The sequence below is a fragment of the Pseudomonas lurida genome (genome assembly GCF_013522705.1).
In the GTDB taxonomy this organism is placed as follows: Bacteria; Pseudomonadota; Gammaproteobacteria; order Pseudomonadales; family Pseudomonadaceae; genus Aquipseudomonas; species Aquipseudomonas quebecensis.
Genome location: NZ_JAAMRE010000058.1, coordinates 1 through 2284 on the forward strand (window position 1 = coordinate 1; position 2284 = coordinate 2284).

2 protein-coding genes are annotated in these 2284 nt (G+C 64.0%); both read left to right on the plus strand.

Annotated elements, in window-relative coordinates:
• Positions 1 to 1284 (plus strand): L-arabinose ABC transporter ATP-binding protein AraG (gene araG / locus G7025_RS26495; RefSeq protein ID WP_181081932.1); only part of this gene is annotated, 1284 nt, incomplete at its 5' end.
• 9 nt (positions 1285 to 1293) lie between these two features.
• Positions 1294 to 2262 carry an L-arabinose ABC transporter permease AraH gene (araH, locus tag G7025_RS26500; RefSeq protein WP_181081933.1) on the plus strand — a complete coding sequence of 323 codons (969 nt, stop codon included), beginning with the start codon at positions 1294 to 1296 and terminating at the stop codon, positions 2260 to 2262.
• The last annotated feature ends 22 nt before the right edge of the window (positions 2263 to 2284 follow it).

A 2284-nucleotide genomic window follows, 5' to 3' on the forward strand; every position in this document is an offset into this window, starting at 1 on the left:
GCCGCCGACAGCATCGCCAGCGGCGTGGCGGTGATTCACCAGGAGCTGCATCTGGTGCCGGAAATGAGCGTGGCCGAGAATCTGTTCCTCGGCCATTTGCCCACGCGCTGGGGCGTGGTCAACCGTGGCCTGCTGCGCAAGCAGGCCCTGGCGTGCCTCAAGGGCCTGGCCGATGAGATCGACCCGGACCAGAAGCTGGGGCGCTTGTCCCTGGGCCAGCGCCAATTGGTGGAAATCGCCAAGGCGCTGTCCCGTGGCGCCCATGTGATCGCCTTCGACGAGCCGACCAGCAGCCTGTCGGCACGGGAGATCGACCGTTTGATGGCGATCATCACGCGCCTGCGCGACGAGGGCAAAGTGGTGCTCTACGTGTCGCATCGCATGGAAGAAGTGTTCCGCATCTGCGACGCGGTCACGGTGTTCAAGGACGGCCGCTACGTGCGCACGTTCGAGGACATGAGCGCACTGACCCACGACCAGTTGGTGACCTGCATGGTCGGTCGCGACATTCAGGACATCTACGACTACCGCCCGCGCGAGCAGGGCGAGGTGGCGCTCAAGGTCGACGGTCTGCTTGGGCCAGGCTTGCGCGAGCCGGTGAGTTTCCAGGTGCGCAAAGGCGAAATCCTCGGCTTGTTCGGCCTGGTCGGGGCAGGGCGTACCGAGCTGTTCCGTCTGCTCAGCGGCCTGGAGCGTGCCCGCGCCGGCAGCCTTGAGCTCTGTGGTGAGCCATTGCAACTGCGTTCGCCGCGCGACGCCATCGCCGCCGGGGTGCTGCTGTGCCCCGAAGACCGCAAGAAGGAAGGCATCATCCCGTTGTCCAGCGTGGCCGAGAATATCAACATCAGTGCCCGTGGCGCCCACTCGCGCTTCGGCTGGCTGCTGCGCGAGGGCTGGGAGAAGGGCAACGCCGCACACCAGATCCAGGCGATGAAAGTCAAAACCCCGAACGCCGCGCAAAAGATCCTGTACCTCTCCGGCGGCAACCAGCAGAAGGCCATTTTGGGCCGCTGGCTGTCGATGCCGATGAAAGTGCTGCTGCTCGACGAGCCGACGCGGGGCATCGATATCGGTGCCAAGGCCGAGATCTACCAGATCATCCATAACCTCGCGGCCCAGGGCATTGCGGTGATTGTGGTGTCCAGCGACCTGATGGAAGTCATGGGCATTTCCGACCGCATCCTGGTGCTGTGCGAAGGCGCCCTGCGCGGCGAACAACTGCGCGAACACGCCACTGAATCCAACCTGCTGCAGCTGGCCTTGCCGCGCCGCGTGACGAACTGAGAGAAGACCATGACCACTCAAAACAACGCGCTGCCCCGCGCACGCAAACCCCTGGACATGCGCGCCTTGCTCGACAACTGGGCGATGCTGCTGGCGGCCATCGGCATCTTCGTGCTGTGCGCCTTGCTGATCGACAACTTCCTCTCGCCGCTGAACATGCGCGGCCTGGGCCTGGCGGTGTCGACCGTGGGCATCGCGGCGTGCACCATGCTGTTCTGCCTGGCGTCGGGGCATTTTGACCTGTCGGTGGGCTCGGTGATCGCCTGTGCCGGCGTGGTCGCGGCCATCGTCATGCGCGATACCGACAGCGTGATGCTGGGCATTGGCGCAGCATTGCTGATGGGCCTGGTCGTCGGGCTGATCAATGGCATCGTGATCGCCAAGCTGCGGGTCAACGCGCTGATCACCACGTTGGCGACCATGCAGATCGTGCGCGGCCTGGCCTACATATTTGCCGACGGCAAGGCTGTGGGCGTGTCCCAGGAGCAGTTCTTCATCTTCGGCAACGGCCAGCTGTTCGGCGTGCCGGTGCCGATCCTGATCACCCTGGTGTGCTTCCTGTTTTTCGGCTGGCTGCTCAACTACACCACCTACGGGCGCAACACCATGGCCATCGGCGGCAACCCGGAAGCGGCGCTGCTGGCGGGCGTGAACGTGGACCGCACCAAAATCCTGATCTTCGCCGTGCACGGCCTGATCGGCGCACTGGCCGGCGTGATCCTCGCCTCACGCATGACCTCGGGCCAACCGATGATCGGCCAGGGTTTTGAACTGACGGTGATCTCCGCCTGTGTACTGGGCGGCGTGTCGCTGAGCGGCGGCATCGGCATGATCCGCCATGTGATCGCGGGCGTGCTGATCCTGGCGATCATCGAGAACGCGATGAACCTGAAGAACATCGACACCTTCTACCAATATGTGATTCGAGGTTCGATCCTGCTGCTGGCCGTGGTCATCGACCGCATGAAACAACGCTGACTCCAGGCCATGTGAGGACTGA